Below are 14,029 nucleotides of genomic sequence, written 5' to 3'. Positions count from 1 at the left end.
ATTTATTGACTCTCTAATTCTATCTTCTGTTAATGTTATTTTTAGTGAGATCGCTAGCTTAATTGATTTTTTACTTACTTGAAGATTAAATCATGACTCAATTTTTAGCAAAATTAGCGATTTCTCAAAAACTGCAATTTGTTGTTCAAATTCGGTTATCAAATAATTAAATATTTTAATTCACTTTACATAAACAAACCTAACCTTTGTGATTTTTCTGATGATTTAAGATACTTAACTATTTAAGTATTTGATTTACTCGTTGTGGCAATTTATTAATTGCTCAATCAAAAAATATCCTGATTATCAAAGGCTTAAGGTTTTCAGGTTTAAGTGATTTTTGCGAACAATAGTATATAATCTTACAAATAAATTATCCAAATTTCTGAACTTCACTACAACTGTCCCTCTCCCCACCTCCTGCTCCTCTGCCCCAAAATGATATGATATTTTTTTAATTGTCAGTTTCTAGTTTTGTAGTGCGATCGCCAATCAACTTTAGGGTAGGGTCAGCCTAATTTACATAAGATTGGTGCTAAATTTGTATAATGCTTGATTAGTACCTGCCAATTGTTGGATAACTCTTATTAGCACAAAATATTTTTGCGAAAAAATATACTTCCTTCTTAGGTTAGATTTTGTGCATAACAAAATGTTATAAATCTTTATGTAACCTTTAGACAAAAAGAAAAACAAAATTTATGAAGGCTTATTACAGCAAATTTTTGACTACATTGGCAAGTATAGCGGGATTAACAGCTGTCAGTCTCGTTGTGAGTTTATCATCCCAAGCAAAAGAGGCACTAAATCCTAACTCCAGTGTTTTCAACGAAGCTCCTGATAACAGAGGTCAACGTATTCAAGCCAATGCTCAGTATACACCTACTGAGGCTGCTACTGAATTAGAAAAAGGCAAAAAGAAACCCAAAAAAGAAGTTTCGCAAACTAACAACAGTGGTGGGGTACTAAATCCCAGACCGAGTATTTTTGATGAGCCTCAATATAAACGTGGTACTACACCCGTACCTAGTGATACTCCGGCTACACCAACAGAAGTACCACCTTCTGGGACACCCACCACACCTGATACAAGCGAAACTCAAGGCAAAACCTTATTAGCGCTAGCAGAATCAAACAGTTCTTTCACAACTCTCACCAAAGCTTTGAAAGCTGCTGGTTTGACCGATGCTTTGCAAGGTAAGGATAACTTAACCGTTTTTGCACCCACTGATGCAGCTTTTGCTAAACTACCGCAAGACGCTGTACAAGATTTGTTGAAGCCAGAGAACAAAGAAGTATTGGTCAAGCTCTTAACTTACCATGTGGTAGCTGGTAAGGTATTGTCTACCGATTTGAAATCTGGCGAAGTTAAAAGTCTTGAAGGTGGCGCAATCAATGTCAAAGTTGATCCTGCCACAGGTGTAACTGTGAATGATGCTAAGGTCATACAGGCAGATATCACAGGTAGCAACGGCGTGATCCATGCAATTGACCAAGTTATATTACCACCTGATTTGTAATCTCAACTAGGTTGGAATAAAGTGTTTAAGAAAAAATCACCCGTTTAGATATTAGTTCTAAGCGGGATTTTTCTATTGGGAGATGTTCAAAGAACGATTAAGAACTAATCTAAAACGATGACTATATATATATTTGTTAAGTTCTCATGATGCCGCAAAACCTGCCACCGACGATCGCCAATATTGTAAACTTGGATCAATCGCCTGCTGAGGTACTTTCAGGACTATTACCAGTTGTGGGTGAGTTTTTAGAATGCGATCGCTGTTTTCTCTATCTCCACAATCCCCAGACAGGTTTTGGTAGAGTTGCCTTTTGTTGGGTTCGCACTCCAGATATACCGCGTGTTTACCATGATAAATGGCAACTTCAACCCTCATCCTTGCCAAAGGAAGATCCGATGTTCGCGGCGGCGTTGCGTGCTGAACCTTCTATATTTATTGAAGATATAGAAACTGCTAATCCTCAAATTTTAAATCGGCAATTTGAGCAGAAAACTTTTGGACATCGTGCCCTAATTCACGCCCATATTCGCCATCATGGTCAACTTTGGGGCATTTTACAACCTTGCGTTTTTAGTCATCCGAGAATTTGGACTGAGTATGAACAAGAAGTAATCAACAATCTCGTCCAACAAATCACACCCTTAGCAATTTCTTATGTCAAATCTGCATTAGGGGAGTAGTGACAATTCCCTATTCCCTTCAATTAACAAGTTCCGTGGGTTTAAGTCCCCGGTTCTAAGCTGTTCCACATATAACTTGCATAATTAGGGCGGGCAAGATGCCCACCCCACAAGAGTTTTATTTAATTTGATTATGTAATTTAGATGTTTTTTAGCTTATAACCGACAAGTTTTGTAATGGGGATTTAACACCATTACAAAACTTAATTACGAATTACGAATTACGAATTATTTAACGACGCGTATAACGATGCTTGACGCCGATGGGAAAATATTCGGCGTCGCCAGTGAGAGTTAATGTAACTTGCGGTGTCTGATATTCTGGGGGAACGTAGTTGGCAAACTCGCTGTTAAGACGCAACAATTGCGAGAGAATGGAAGATGCGATCGCTTGTTTTTTCTCTTCACTAATCTCTAATCCTGGTGCTAATTCCACAATCACAGATAAAAATCGGTTTTTGTCTGCATCTTCCTTGACTTGCAAGACAAACTTACCCGTCACCCATTCTTGAATGACTGGTTGTTCTAATCCCACTGTCACATTTTCCGGGTAGATATTTGCACCAAAGTAAGAAACAGTAAAATTAGAACGTCCGAAAACATAGACGAAAGGTAGCGGATGCACACCTCTGGGTGAGTGCTGAGTACCATGAGATTTTGTCAGTTGACTATCTAATGCGGCAATAGGATCAAAACCCCATCCTGCCAAAAACTCAAGCATGGCATCATAACTAATGATGCCGCCGCTATCCAAGATGTTGTAACGTATCAAGGGAACGCCATTGTCGCCAGAAAACAGCAAAGTCCCATCTTGAACTTCAAAAATCCGGCTGGTGGGGTCATACTGTACCAGAGTGGGTAAGCGGGACTCACCAAATAAAGCTTTAGCTGCATCTGGATTTGCTGCCAAAAAGCGGCGAATGCAAATACTCAATGGTGTTTCATTACCCAACACCCCAGCGTCCGCAGTTCCATAAAGTGCAACTGAGTTGTAGTAGGGATTTGGGGAACCAACCCGTTCACCAACCAGACTGCGCCATTCCTCACTAAATACTTCTCCTGCCATCACTAGTTTAATGTGGTATTGCTGCCATTCCACACCACCAGCAATGCCAGTATCAATCACATCTTTGAGAAATGGCGGATATCCTAACAATACAACTTGCTCAAATACTGCACCCAATTCTTGGATAACGCGCAGAATTTCTGCTTTATTGTTACCAGGAGTAATTACAGTGATGGGATAGCCTTTGCTGGCAAGATAGCGACAGCAATTTGTGGTATACATGCCACCTACCCAAGTGCCCAGAGTGAAACAAATCACAGCTAGGGTAGATTTAGTATCAGCGTCAAAACTATCGTGAAAAATTTGTTCAAAACGGGTAGCGATTTGTAACTCGTCTGTCAAAAAACGGGGCCAAAATGTGGGTTTCCCTGTAGAACCAGAGGAAGCGGCTATCATATCGCACGCTGCTAGTTCTCCGTGACGACACAAGTCAGCCAAAGGATAACGCGATATATAATTTTCTTTGGCGATCGCTGGCAACTTCTGGAAATCTTCAAAAGTTTTAATATTTGTAGAATCTATTTCCCTTTCTCTTAAAAAAGCCTTGTAAGCAGGTACATTCTCAGCTACATCATTAAATAAATCCAAAGCTAATGTTTGAGTAGGAATGTTAAGATGCCGTTGTAGGAGCTTTTCTAAAGGGGTAGATAAAAAATCTTCAAATGCCCTAATTGCTCGTTGCCTTTGTAATTGGGAGTTCATGACGTTTGTTGTGTAATAAGCAAATGCCAGCCGCCACAAAATTTTTCCTTGTCAATCAGCTGATGGTGCAGATTTACAACTCTGAAGTCGAAATGGCCCAGGATGTTGCCGAAATTGCCCAAAAGTATTTACAACACCTGCTCCAGCAACAAAATTCCGCCGCTGTCTTGTTAGCAACAGGTAACTCCCAACTCAAATTTCTTGATGCTTTGATTGCATTAGGAGGTATTGATTGGTCAAAGATTACCTTGTTTCACTTAGATGAATACTTGGGAATTACTGCTGAGCATTGTGCCAGTTTTCGGCACTACATGCAAGAGCGTGTCCACAAGCGGATAAAACCCAAGCAATTTCATTATATAGAAGGTGATGCATTGCAACCTCTAGTAGAATGCGATCGCTATACCAAACTATTGCAAGCCCAACCAATAGACTTGTGCTGTCTTGGCGTTGGTGAAAATGGACATTTAGCTTTTAACGATCCTGCTGTAGCTAATTTCCAAGATCCTTATAGCGTGAAACTAGCAAAACTCGATACAGCGAACCGTCAGCAACAGGTAAACACAGGTCAATTTCCGAATTTAGAGACTGTTCCACAATACGCTTTTACTGTCACCATACCTATGATTTGTTCAGCCCGAAAAATTCTCTGTCTTGCACCCGAAAAACGTAAAGCAAATATCATTAAGCAGATGTTGCAGCAATCTATTAGTACAAATTGTCCAGCTTCTATTTTACGTCAACAAGCGCAAGCAACCTTATTTTTAGACGTTGATTCTGCTAACTTGTTACATTGAAAATAGAAAATATTTGTATTCAACCATAAAAAAAGGCTTGGTTCAGCCAAGCCTCTATATATACCAAGCATTTACTACACCAAGAATAATTTAGTATTACTCTTACTGAAGTTCATCTTCCCAAAGACTGTATGCAAATCTTGTCAAACCTGATATGTAACTAGTGCTTACAATAAATATAGACAAAAAAAACCCTGGCGATCATTCCAGGGTGCATACACGTTTTTCAGGCATTAACAGGCTGAATAGTAACTCTATAAAATAGTTATCTCTACTATCTAAAGAATGATATCGATAATTGTCGATATGTGGTATGTTTAAAACCTTTGTTGTACAGTCAATGCATCAAAAACCCAACACTAAAATATACTTTTGTTGTTCCCTGTTATCTCATGTTAGTATTTTTGAATACCAAAATAATAGATTTTTTATTGATTCATCTTTCCATAGTAATATTGAATAATTATTCAAACAAAAAAGGCATGACTAAAAGCCACGCCTTTACATATACCAAGTGTTTACCATATCTAGCTAATTTAAACTGTCTTTAACTAGAGTTCCTCTGTCTGTGGAGTGTTGCCAAAGATTGAAAAATTTGTTAACTCTTCATCCTGAAATCCTTAATAGGAATTTTGAAATGGCTTTTGAGAATTAAATTAGCCTCAGAGGCCATTTCTCCTTTTAGAGATTCAAGATTAGTAAATCTCCATTAAAAAACAAGGAATCAAATCGAATGTACTAGGTTGATAATTCCTCATCGACAATTTCGATTGTTTTCGGAGTAGGGCCTTCTTCAGGTTCAGTAACAACTACTGGGCTAATATGATGTTTCAGTTTGAGTTTTAGCTCATCTGTAATGGGTAAATCTTTAATTTCTTTGAGAAGAAATCTCACAGATTCGGTATTGCTACGTTCTGTATAAATGAGCTTGAGAACGTTTTCAATTCCAAATCCCGCTATATATTCCGCTAGAATACCTACCAGTCCAAGCAGGCCTAAACCTCCTAAGAGGCCGAAAGGCCCACCCAGCGATGAAAGCATAGTGACAACGGCAGCAACACTACCTCCTGATGTAGCTGTTGCAATCACGAAAAGTATGCCAGGAAGGCCTAAAGCAGCAATTTTTTTGACGAGTTCATCCATTGTACTTAACCTACAATCCTTATAAAGTGAAAACATGACTAATACCAATTCAAAATTCAAAAAGACGTAGGTTGGGTTGAGGGACGAAACCCAACATCTAATTATTTTCGGAAATTGGTATTACACTTAGGCTTGGCGATTAGAAATCGCACACTAGTGCAAGATATAAGAAATCTGATTTAGCCCAACAAGAGACTACACAGTTCATCGATTTGTTGACTTTTTTCAGATATCAGTCGATGGGCTGTAGCTTGTAGCTGACGAGTATTTTGTAGCTTGGTATTATCTATTTCTTCTAGCTCACTATCTAAAAATGTTTGAAAGCGATAATAAAAACTTTTAGCTTCTTTATCACTAGGTTCATACAAGCGTTCTAGTTCTCCAGATACTACTTCACTACTACCATCAAACACAATATTTAAAAGTGGTCTTCCCCATTGCAAGAGTCCCCAATTCTTGACTTCATTATATGGGTAAACACTCGTCAGCGAACCTGTACCTAAAGAAACTACTAAGATATCTTCTGTATTAAGAACTTTGTTGGCTTTTTGTTTACTACTAATTTGTGCCTCTAAAATAGCTAAATGGGCTGGATTATTAGCAAACACTCCACCATCAATTAAAGTATAGAAGCCGTTAGTATTGTGGTAATTTACAATTCGATGAGGAGCAAAATAAGTTGGGGTAGCAGTAGTTGCTAATGCTACATCTAGGAGCGAAAACCCTTCACACAACTTGCGAAAACTTTTAGATTTTATCTCTTGTTTTTCCAGTTGATTAGTAAAAAATATCGGAATTCGCTGCTCGATATCGTAACTAGTTACAAAAACTTCTTTGAGATTATTTTTTAGAGGGATATTGCCAAAATATTGCCTGAAAATTTCTTCTCTACTTTCGGAAGAATATTTTGGCTGGAGAAATATATCCTCTATTGGCCCAAGTATTCTTTCAAAGAATGGCTCATAAAATATTTCCACACCATACTCAAGAAATAGTTGTACAAGATCCTCAGCAGTGTATTCAGCTAGCGATAAGTTCTCAGATAGCTCTGAATTTAATCTAGGTTTAGTTAGTCCAAGTGCTAAAATTCCGCCGCTGGAAGTGCCAGTAATTAAATCAAACAAACTGAATATAGGCTTTTGTGTTCGCCTTTCAATTTCTGAGAGGAGGAATGCAGGAATGATGCCCCGAATACCGCCTCCATCAATGGAAAGTATTTTATATTTGGGCTGGGCTTTTGTATTCATAGTTTCTGGGGATTTCTCCTGAGTTAATGTTTGTGCTTCTTGAATATTGACGGGATCTTCAGTTTGGTCTGTTTTGGTTTCCTCTTCATGTGATTGAAGAGTTATCAGTGTTGGGATAATCTCGGATTCTTCGCGGTTGATTTCTGTTTGTTGAGTTTCTTTTGGTTGGTCTTCTTCGTCGCTGACTAACGATACCGTTGCTGCTAATAAATTGGTGGTTAGTGGTGAGATATTTTCTTCAGGAATAACTTCTGTTGTCTCAATTTGGCTCTCGTTTTGGATCTCTTCTTGATTGGATGATTCTACTGCAAACGGAACTTGATTGGATGATTGTGTTGCAAATGGAATTTCTACTAAATCCCAACTAGGATTACCACGGAAATTTCCTTGAAAAGACTTTCCAGTTTGATTTTTAACTGTTGTTCCTTGCCCGTCATCTAATTTCCAGTAAGCCACTAATCCTGCTTCCTCTGCGACTATTAGCCCACAACGATGAGTCTGGATTTGTGCTTGAGTACAGGGATAATTCCAGACGCTAATATTTGCTAATTGCCCTTTGAAATAAACCTGTTTATGTAACGTTGCGCCTAGAGTTATAGAACTTGTTGCTTTGTTTAAAGATGAACCTCTAAGAGAATCTTTGTATTCATGATCATCGAGATATATGGTTAGTTGACCACTATTAAAAACAATGGCAAAAAAGTGCCATTGTCCTATAGTTAATTCTCCTTGTCCGAAAGTTTTGATACCCTTGCTAACAGTTTCATCAATGAAGACATCTAAGTTTCCTGTTTCACTGATACCAAATTCAAAATTATCGCTGTATCTTTCTGAGGAACGAGCAAAAAATACATTGCGTGTTCCGTAACTAGTTGCTTTACTTGTTAGTTCATGTGGATTTACCCACCCTGAAACCGTAAAAGCTGAACTCCCTTGAGCGAAAACACCGCTAAGATCGTTTCTGCCAAAATCTATATAATCATCTACCCCATCAAACATCAAAACTGTTTGTGTATTTACTATGCTTGTCACAAGGGTTTAATCTCCAAATATAAATAATTCGTAATTTTAAGTAAGAGATTTAATCTCAATAAATTTAGTAGTAAAAACCCACTGCTAACTTTCAAAATGGTAGGGGATGTAGAAGCGATCGCGGCTACTTTTCTTTACAGAATGGGTATATTATTCCTTGCTATTGGTTGTTAACAAGGATTAGCAGTTATTTAGTAACTGCCAATCCTTTCATTTGAGATGCAGAAGACCAAAATTATTGGTCTTCCAAATCGGAAGGAAACTTGAAAGTCCAAGGAAAAGAAGGTGTATCTGTTCCTTCAGTGGTTTGCTCTTGTAAAAAACGCCCAAAGAACGGTACCACTCCGACATCCACTGTTTTAACTGTGTTTGTAGACATGGTGTTTTCCTTAATGTAAATTGTTTCTGCAACTAAAGGTATATCAGTAATTAAATATGTGTTCAAGGTCAGTTAAGACAGTTAAGAAGTAATTATTCTAAAATATTTAAGACAGTTAAGACAGTTAAGACAGTTAAATCAACAAAATTATTTAACAAATATTAATATTAAGTAATCAATGTTAAATTATAGCAATTTTATTTGATTAATGAACAAATATACTAACCCAAAATGGAGGAGCCAGCCGCGTGGGCGGGTTTCCCGACTTGAGCGGACTGGCGTGGATTTGGAGAATAACGCATTGAACCTTTGTGGCTTACGCCATCTAGTTTCCAATATTTTTATCGAAACAATCATGTCTAAAACCGGACTTCGTCCCAAGTTTTTGAAGCAGAGTATAAATCCCCGTTACAAAAACGGTCTCCTGCCTCATGCCTTCGTTATTTTCAATTTTGAATTCAAAAAAGGTAATCTTATCAAAAATAAAATTATAAAAAAGGCTTAGCGCTTTGCTAAACCTCCATAGAAAGCAGTTATTCGACACACCAAACCTAATTTAATGCTACTCTTCCTGACGAGCATCTTCCTAAAGGATGAGTCTACTTTTGTTCAATTCATGGAAAACTTGGAGTACCGAAGTAATTAGTAATTCAACATCCTTTAGAGAGATTAAAATATAAATGTAGAAAAATAGTAAAAGTATTTATACATGAATCATGTTAAGCGATCGCTTAACTTTTCTCAAATAAAAGAGCAATTATTTAGAATCAGTATCTTTAACTTAGTAAATACTCTTTTAAGAGTTGCATATGAGTATCTCATTCGCATAATATGTGTATCACAGTTAAATATACATAGGTAAAAATCAAAATAGCATCTGGTAAAATTCCTTTGTCTCTTTTCACAGAACTAATAAAATTTTTGCGAAAAGTGAGGGGTAGAGATGAAATAAATTTATATCCAGTAAGTCGGAAAGTAAAAGTTTTAGCAACAGCCTTTTATATTTCTCAAAATATTAAGAAGAGGAGTTTAGATAAGCCTGATATACTCAAAGGAAAAGAAGCGATCGCTTGTTGGTGATATTTAGTTACTGTCCTCAATAATAAATCGTAGCTTATCTAGAGCATGTCATAAATATCCGACTTCTCTTGAAGAAGTCGGATATTTTGTTTATCACTCAGCTATCTTTACCAAGATGCTTTAGCCTTACTGCCTTGTAGCACTTCTGGATTTTGCATACTTCTATTCCTAATTTTGCGAGAAGTTAACAAAGCGATAGTCAAAACTTTTAGTTTTTTATACACCGTGTATAAATTTAGTTTTTCATTTGTAAATACTCTTTGCCAAAATGGTACTATCTTTTTTAAACCAAACCAGGGAAACCCATCATGTGATATCTCTTTTATATTATGTTCTCCATATAATAGCTTCATTGCTTCATGAGTAGTATTCCATCTATATATTTGCTCAATCCAACTTTTTTTAGGCGGATTATCCATTGTCATATCTGTTAAACTAGGAACTCTGTTAGTACAAATAACATCTATAAATATGTCGCCTTTAAAGCCTGCATGTTTAGCTAAGATACTGAGATGAGAATCTTCAAGTTTCATTCCTGGATACCTTTCGGCAATTACAGATATTAAACTAATTATCACATCAGTTCTACCAACTGTACCTCCTCCTGGTTTATACATAAAGCCGTTTATTCTCCCATGAGCAATATTCATAAACCATTGGATAGGAGGCAGATCCTCATCAAAATTTGGTAGTAAAATTTCAATTCCATCTTCTATTCCTTGTTGATAAACAATATGCCTTTGTCTTGTACCTAAAACATCAATTTCTGGTTGCCTTTGGAATTGATTTAATATTATCTTTAAACCGTTAGTATTTGGCTCAACTATTGGATACTTACGCTCACATAAAAATTGAGATTCAGCATCAAAAGCTATTAAAAGAGCAGGCGGTATCCATCCATTACATGTACTCTTCAGCAATAATGAGCCATAAATATCTCCCAAAACTCTAATTTTACCTGCTGAATATTGTCCCTCTCTTTGATGAACAACAAATATTCTGTGTTTGCATTTTTTAACATTGAAATTAGCTAAGTCATAAGGTTTACCCTTACACATCAAATTGTCAAATATTTTAGCGGGAATATTGTTTACTATCTTCTCTTCAGTATATAGATGAATGATTTGGACATCAGTAAGCAAAGTAAAACGGTCAATAACAGTTGGACATTCAAACCCATTATTTAAACCTATAATTATGTCAGCCATCAATCCTATTTCTGAGACTTGTTGAATGATTTTGGGAATAGTATAAGGTAGATAATTCTCTGATCCTTTTGCAGCTGCTAATATTCCTAATATTCTTGTGTTGTCAACAGTGTTCTTAGTTTTTGTATTGATAAATGCTTTGTAAGATAAAACAGCTTTGACATCTTCTGCCAAAGTTTTATTTTGTGTTTCTCTTAAAGCAACTCTTGACTTTCCTAAAAACTTACGATGCCAATTAAATGCTATTGATAAACTAGTTAAAAGCATTGCTTTATTCCTTATCTCAATTTCCAATTCTCCATTCCCATCTATCAATTCACGGATCAAGCGAATATTTCATCACAATGCTGATTTTTGTATCTTGTTTCAGAACAAAACTCGCGTCTTTAAATTTGGGTATACCTGTTCGTATTGATATAACTGGATTTTGGGAGAGACCAAAACCTTCTTGTGGAATCCCGAATAAATCTCTGTTAAGCTGGCGATCGCCATTTTGATCGTCAACAACAGCAACAGCATATGCACCTGGCTGTAAACCCAAAAACTCCTTTTTTATAGAGCTTCCCGTAATCTTCGCGCAGCCACTTTGAACCTCACTAGTATTATTTAGAGGAAATCCTTGTTCACCTGCGTAAATTCGGAAGCAAATCTCGCCTTTTTGATGACGTATACCATCTACAACAATACTTAATGTTGCAGTTTCCCTAGCATTTGCTGTTTTAGCAAAGCTAATACTCGTAAGCATAGCAAGAAGTAAATGACAGTATTTAAATACTTTCATCATAATTACACACATGAATTGAAGCGATTTATTGTTCTTTAACTAATGGCCCTTGCCAACTTTGCCAAAGTGATTTTAACAATTTCAGCAAATCTTTCAGCAGCAGATACTCTGTACCTTTCAACTGCATATATATACTTAAATGACAACATAATCTTTCATATAAACTCAAATCAAAGAGCCATATAGAAACTATAAACTCCCATAAAATTCTCCAATGCGGCAACAAAACTTTTCCTTGATTGGCTGAATCAAACCAAATAGAATACGCATAAAAATCAGGTAGTTTTAATGAATCTTTGGAATGACTGTTTAGAATCAACAAGTGATTAGGCCAGAACATACTCATAGATTGTTGTGGATGGTTTCTAGCAAAAAATAGATATTCTGGAATTTCATAAAACTGACCTAAAAGACTAAGCCTCAACAGTAAAGTTCCGTCAGCAGACGCATAACTACCCATAGGCGGTATTGCTTTCAAAGCACTAGCACGTATTACTCCATAGCATTGATAACATAAATGCCAATTCAGTAATTCGTGAAAACGCTCGTGTGGTTTTGGTGAATACGTTTTAAGTTTAACTTCGTAGTTTTGGATAAATTTTCCATATTCATCAATTAAATATGTGTAGGAATGACACAGTATGATCGTAGGATCTTCATCAAGTACATCAACACACTTCTTGATGAAATCCGCAGCATGTAAATCATCGTGAGCAGCCCACTTAAAATACTGACCTAAAGACAATTCAAATACACGGTTGAAATTAGGGGCACAACCAATATTATGTTGATTGCGGTAGTAACGTATACGTTTATCTTGTTCAATGTATGCTCGGCAAATTTCTTCTGTTTTATCTGTAGAGGCATTATCTGAAATAATCAACTCAAAATCTGCAAAGGTCTGAGCTAAGAGCGAATCTATGGATTCTTTGATAAATTTATCGCCGTTGTACACTGGTAAACCTATACTTACTCGTGGCTGTTTTATGTTCATAATAGATAAATTTTCTACAAATTCGTAGACTATCTAATCAAACTTTGAATGTCAGTTTTTTGCAGCCATTGATGTGTTATCTTTATCCCTTCTTCTAAGTCAATAATTGGTTGATAATTTAACAGCTTTTTTGCTTTTTCAATAGAATAAGCATAAGGACGAGTCATAAAATCTACAGACTCAGGTAAAATATCGACTTTTTTTCGAAAAAGTTTTTGCCCTTGAACCCGCATCTGTAAAAATAACTTCATTTCATCTTTTGGTAATGAAAAAGGAGCAGGTAAACCTTCTACTGCTGCTAAATGCGTAAAATATTCTTTCCAAGAAGTTTCTTGCCCATCAGTGATATTAAATATTTCACCATAAGTTTCTTTTTCTATTGCTAGAAATATGGCATTAATTAAATTATCTATATACAAATGATTGATTACACCCTTACCATCATTGGCATATGCAAATAATTTCTGACGCATCATCAGAATTGGTTTGACTACCCAAGGAATACTCCCAGGGCCATAAACATCCCCAGATCTAATAATAACAATACCAAAATCTGGTGGATTATTCAGTTTTAAAAGTGCTGCTTCAGCTTCAATTTGCGTTTGACAGTAAGGATTATTTTCATGAGAAAGTGGGCCTGATTCTGTAACACCATTAGGATAGTTAAAACCATAAACCATCACACTAGAAAGATGCACAAAGGTTTTAACACCAATATTTTTAGCAGCTTGAGCAATATTGACACTGCCCTCAACATTTATCTTACGAAAATGTTCGAGTGAGCCAGCTTCTTCGGCAATTTGATCTGTGTGTAAAACAATGTCTACTCCTTGACAAGCTTTTTGAGCAATAGTAGTATCATTGATACTTCCAGTAATCACTTCGATACCTAAATTTTGCACTTTTTTGTCATTTTCTAAAGAGCTTTGTAGTCCACGGACTTTCATACCTTGCGCTATAGCTAATTCAGCTGTACGCAAACCGATAAACCCATCAATTCCAGTAATTAGAAGTGTGTATTGAGAAAGATTCATATATCTAAACATCCTGACTTTTTTTAATCTACAGAATTAGAAATCAACAATTTTGTAGATATGCTTTAAACAGCAGGTCTGTACAAAAATTAGGGAATATGCATCAATTACTCTCTACAACTAATACCGTTTCACCTTAAAATTGATACAGATGATGACGCGGGGACGCAAAGACGCGCAGATTGATATTTTGCAGGATTATAGAGAATTGATACTAAAAAAGGAATGTTGATTAAGAATTTTGAGAAATGGTATAAGCAACATTCAAAAAACCGCTTTGAACCAAATAAGCGGTATAAGTCATAAGTAATTGCGAGTCAATAGATGGACAAGCAATAGAACTACCAGCCAATGCATTCA

The 14,029-nt window shown here is 36.3% G+C and carries 12 protein-coding genes; 4 read left to right on the top strand and 8 right to left on the bottom strand.

The window, feature by feature from the left end:
- The first annotated feature begins 701 nt into the window (after positions 1 to 701).
- Positions 702 to 1,520, top strand: a complete 819-nt coding sequence (locus tag AC5JMF_RS10325; RefSeq protein WP_495795617.1) for a fasciclin domain-containing protein — start codon at positions 702 to 704, stop codon at positions 1,518 to 1,520.
- A gap of 146 nt (positions 1,521 to 1,666) precedes the next feature.
- Positions 1,667 to 2,203 carry a GAF domain-containing protein gene (locus AC5JMF_RS10320; protein WP_495795616.1) on the top strand — a complete coding sequence of 179 codons (537 nt, stop codon included), beginning with the start codon at positions 1,667 to 1,669 and terminating at the stop codon, positions 2,201 to 2,203.
- Positions 2,204 to 2,435: 232 nt separating this feature from the next.
- Here AC5JMF_RS10320 and AC5JMF_RS10315 read toward each other — a convergent pair whose 3' ends face one another.
- Positions 2,436 to 3,971, bottom strand: coding sequence for a phenylacetate--CoA ligase family protein (locus AC5JMF_RS10315; protein ID WP_495795615.1), 1,536 nt, complete (start codon positions 3,969 to 3,971; stop codon positions 2,436 to 2,438).
- 23 nt (positions 3,972 to 3,994) lie between these two features.
- Between AC5JMF_RS10315 and AC5JMF_RS10310 the strand changes: the two genes are divergently transcribed.
- Complete coding sequence (locus AC5JMF_RS10310) at positions 3,995 to 4,768, top strand: glucosamine-6-phosphate deaminase (RefSeq protein WP_495795614.1); 774 nt, start codon at positions 3,995 to 3,997, stop codon at positions 4,766 to 4,768.
- 738 nt (positions 4,769 to 5,506) lie between these two features.
- Here AC5JMF_RS10310 and AC5JMF_RS10305 read toward each other — a convergent pair.
- The 3 genes from AC5JMF_RS10305 to AC5JMF_RS10295 all read right to left on the bottom strand — a co-directional run bounded on the left by AC5JMF_RS10305 (position 5,507) and on the right by AC5JMF_RS10295 (position 8,569).
- Complete coding sequence (locus tag AC5JMF_RS10305; RefSeq protein WP_495795613.1) at positions 5,507 to 5,911, bottom strand: hypothetical protein; 405 nt, start codon at positions 5,909 to 5,911, stop codon at positions 5,507 to 5,509.
- 179 nt (positions 5,912 to 6,090) lie between these two features.
- Positions 6,091 to 8,190 carry a patatin-like phospholipase family protein gene (locus AC5JMF_RS10300; RefSeq protein WP_495795612.1) on the bottom strand — a complete coding sequence of 700 codons (2,100 nt, stop codon included), beginning with the start codon at positions 8,188 to 8,190 and terminating at the stop codon, positions 6,091 to 6,093.
- Positions 8,191 to 8,425: 235 nt separating this feature from the next.
- On the bottom strand, positions 8,426 to 8,569 hold the full coding sequence (locus tag AC5JMF_RS10295) for a microviridin/marinostatin family tricyclic proteinase inhibitor (RefSeq protein ID WP_495795611.1): 144 nt from the start codon (positions 8,567 to 8,569) through the stop codon (positions 8,426 to 8,428).
- Positions 8,570 to 9,490: 921 nt separating this feature from the next.
- On the opposite strand from AC5JMF_RS10295, the gene AC5JMF_RS10290 reads away from it, so the two are divergent.
- Positions 9,491 to 9,649, top strand: a complete 159-nt coding sequence (locus AC5JMF_RS10290; protein WP_495795610.1) for a hypothetical protein — start codon at positions 9,491 to 9,493, stop codon at positions 9,647 to 9,649.
- A gap of 107 nt (positions 9,650 to 9,756) precedes the next feature.
- On the opposite strand, the gene AC5JMF_RS10285 is transcribed toward AC5JMF_RS10290, so the two are convergent.
- From AC5JMF_RS10285 to AC5JMF_RS10270, 4 genes are read right to left on the bottom strand one after another with little or no spacing between them, the layout of a single operon-like run.
- Positions 9,757 to 11,184 (bottom strand): hypothetical protein, encoded by a 1,428-nt coding sequence (locus AC5JMF_RS10285; RefSeq protein ID WP_495795609.1) that lies wholly within the window; start codon positions 11,182 to 11,184, stop codon positions 9,757 to 9,759.
- On the bottom strand, positions 11,174 to 11,641 hold the full coding sequence (locus AC5JMF_RS10280; protein WP_495795608.1) for a DUF2141 domain-containing protein: 468 nt from the start codon (positions 11,639 to 11,641) through the stop codon (positions 11,174 to 11,176). The genes AC5JMF_RS10285 and AC5JMF_RS10280 overlap by 11 nt, the downstream gene beginning before the upstream one ends.
- 25 nt (positions 11,642 to 11,666) lie before the next feature.
- Complete coding sequence (locus tag AC5JMF_RS10275; protein ID WP_495795607.1) at positions 11,667 to 12,635, bottom strand: glycosyltransferase family 2 protein; 969 nt, start codon at positions 12,633 to 12,635, stop codon at positions 11,667 to 11,669.
- Positions 12,636 to 12,664: 29 nt separating this feature from the next.
- Complete coding sequence (locus AC5JMF_RS10270; RefSeq protein WP_495795606.1) at positions 12,665 to 13,669, bottom strand: NAD-dependent epimerase/dehydratase family protein; 1,005 nt, start codon at positions 13,667 to 13,669, stop codon at positions 12,665 to 12,667.
- Between the last annotated feature and the right edge of the window lie 360 nt (positions 13,670 to 14,029).

Source organism: Desmonostoc vinosum (assembly GCF_059505385.1).
This window is presented reverse-complemented; position numbering and strand designations above follow the sequence as displayed.

What these genes read in the sequence shown, in the direction of transcription:
- AC5JMF_RS10325 (WP_495795617.1), top strand. Translation starts at nt 702, where the DNA reads ATGAAGGCTTATTACAGCAAATTTTTGACTACATTGGCAAGTATAGCG.
- AC5JMF_RS10320 (WP_495795616.1), top strand. Translation starts at nt 1,667, where the DNA reads ATGATGCCGCAAAACCTGCCACCGACGATCGCCAATATTGTAAACTTG.
- AC5JMF_RS10315 (WP_495795615.1), bottom strand. Translation starts at nt 3,971, where the DNA reads ATGAACTCCCAATTACAAAGGCAACGAGCAATTAGGGCATTTGAAGAT.
- AC5JMF_RS10310 (WP_495795614.1), top strand. Translation starts at nt 3,995, where the DNA reads ATGCCAGCCGCCACAAAATTTTTCCTTGTCAATCAGCTGATGGTGCAG.
- AC5JMF_RS10305 (WP_495795613.1), bottom strand. Translation starts at nt 5,911, where the DNA reads ATGGATGAACTCGTCAAAAAAATTGCTGCTTTAGGCCTTCCTGGCATA.
- AC5JMF_RS10295 (WP_495795611.1), bottom strand. Translation starts at nt 8,569, where the DNA reads ATGTCTACAAACACAGTTAAAACAGTGGATGTCGGAGTGGTACCGTTC.
- AC5JMF_RS10280 (WP_495795608.1), bottom strand. Translation starts at nt 11,641, where the DNA reads ATGATGAAAGTATTTAAATACTGTCATTTACTTCTTGCTATGCTTACG.
- AC5JMF_RS10275 (WP_495795607.1), bottom strand. Translation starts at nt 12,635, where the DNA reads ATGAACATAAAACAGCCACGAGTAAGTATAGGTTTACCAGTGTACAAC.
- AC5JMF_RS10270 (WP_495795606.1), bottom strand. Translation starts at nt 13,669, where the DNA reads ATGAATCTTTCTCAATACACACTTCTAATTACTGGAATTGATGGGTTT.